The 2,010-nt window shown below is 76.4% G+C and carries 2 protein-coding genes; one reads left to right on the top strand and one right to left on the bottom strand.

Features of this window, described 5'->3' with window-relative positions; all coding sequences use genetic code 11:
• The coding region (locus tag GL263_RS25655) for an NPCBM/NEW2 domain-containing protein (RefSeq protein ID WP_194377914.1) at positions 1-485 on the top strand (485 nt) is incomplete at its 5' end.
• 97 nt (positions 486-582) lie between these two features.
• Here GL263_RS25655 and GL263_RS25650 read toward each other — a convergent pair.
• Positions 583-2,010, bottom strand: a 1,428-nt coding sequence (locus tag GL263_RS25650) for an asparagine synthase-related protein (RefSeq protein ID WP_182858128.1), incomplete at its 5' end; no start/stop codon positions are given.

Here is a 2,010-nt window from a genome sequence, read left to right as displayed (position 1 = left end):
CGCCGACACCGACGCCCCCCGCGCCCACTCCGCCGCCGCCCAGCCCGGCTCCGGAGACCTACCGGGTGAACCAGCTCGAGTGGGACCTACTGGGCAACGGTGAGGAACCGGTGGTGCGGCTGGCCGGAAGTTCCTGGGTCTGGCAGCGCACGGGACCGTCGCTCGACGGGCGTCCCTTCGTCCACGGCATCACTGTCGGCGCGCCGTCCACGGTGACGATCGACCTCAACCGCGCGTGCACGACCTACGAGGCGTGGGTCGGCGTCGACGACCTCACGGTGGGCGGCGGGCCGGTGCGGTTCGCGGTCCAGGGTGACGGGCGGCAGCTGTGGCGGTCGGATGTGGCGCGGCCCGGGGACGGGCCGGTCCGGGTGTCGGTGCCGCTCGACGGCGTGGAGACGATCCGCCTCACGGTGAACCCGCAGGGCCCGCTGGCCCTCACCACGCTCACGACGTGGGCGGACTCGGTGATCCACTGCCGCTAGGCTCTGTCCGGCTGTCAGGTCCCGGGCGTCGGGTCCAGGCTGCCGGATCCCGGCTGTCAGGTTCCGGCCCTCAGGCCCCGCCGTCAGGTTCCGGCCGTCACAGGGCGGTGCGGGGCGGGACGCCGGCGGCGACCGCGCGCTGCCGGGGCGCGTCGGCGCCCGTCCAGCAGGTGCCGCGACGGGCGAGCAGCCGGCGCAGCCACAGCTCGGTGGAGACGATCTCGGCGAGTCCGTCCAGCGGCAGTGGTTCGCCGTCCGCCGCCGCTCGCAGCGCCCGGCGGACGACCCGCGCCTCGATGAGGCCGGCGTCGGCCAGGAGTGGCGCCTCGAAGAGGCTGGTCAGTTGGCCGAGTGCGTACCGGATGCCGGCACGGGCTGCCTTGGCCTGGGCGGTGGGCGACGGTCCGCCCCAGCCCTCCGGCAGGTGGTGCACTCCGGAGCCGGCGAGCACGTCGCGGAGGACGGCGGCCCGTGCGCCGGGGCGGACCCGCAGGGTCTCGGGTAGTTCGCGGGCCGCGCGCACGACCTGGTTGTCGAGGAAGGGGGCGTGCAGACGCTGGTGGCGTACCTCGGCGGCCTGTTCCAGCACGCGGTAGTCGGCGGCCTGGCGGGCGAGTGCGGCGCGGGCACGCAGCACTCCCGGCCTGGTGCCGAGGCCGCCGGCGGTCCGGATCGCGGCCGTCTCCAGACGAACCGATACTTCAGCCAGCGCCTCTCCGGTCAACCAGCGCGCCGCGGGCCCGGGCCGGCACCAGCTGAGTGCGGCCAGGGAGGCGGCGAGCACGCCCGGACCTTGGGCGGCGCCGACCGCGTCGCCCTCGGGGCCGCCGACGGGCCGGGCGTCGCGCAGTCTGCGTGCGGCCGCCGTCACGCCGTCACGCTGCGCGGTGCGTGCGAGCCTCCGGGCGGCCCGGTAGACGGTGAAGGGCACGGCGAGCGAGACGCCGGAGGCGCCGTCCGCCATGGCCAGTGCGGCGGCCGGACGCAGCAGATGGCGTCGCTTGCGGTCCATCAGCAGGTCGGCGAGGCGGGCCGGGTGGGCGTCGAGTACCTGGCGGGCGCCGTAGCCGGTGAGTTGGTCGGCACTGCCCGCGGAGAGTCTCAGCCGGTGCCGGGAGGCGGCGACGAGGGAGGGCCCCGGCTCGTCGGTGAGCGGGGTCGAGTCCAGATCCGCGTACGGCAGGCCTTCCTCGGCCGCGGCGACGACGACGTGGTGCAGGCGTGGGTTGTCGGCGATGCCTCGGGCGCGTTCGAGTTCGGCGGTGCGCTCGACGTCGGCGCCGAGGGTGAGGTCGTTGAAGGTCACGGCGAGAAGGCGTTCGCCGGCGAGCGTGCCGGGTGTGCCGTGGAGGGTGCCGGGGGCACCGGGGAGTCCGGCGGCGAGCAGGGCGAGGGTGGCGGAGGCGGGTCCGCCGGAGAGGTCGGCGCCAACTCCGGGGGCCGGGCCGCGCACGGCGCGCCGGTCGGCGGGGCCCATGCCGGGGATCGGCCCCGGGTCGAGGCCGTCGTCCCGGGTGGGTTGGGT

The sequence above is a fragment of the Streptomyces durbertensis genome, assembly GCF_014156695.1.
GTDB lineage: Bacteria > Actinomycetota > Actinomycetes > Streptomycetales > Streptomycetaceae > Streptomyces > Streptomyces durbertensis.
This window is presented reverse-complemented; position numbering and strand designations above follow the sequence as displayed.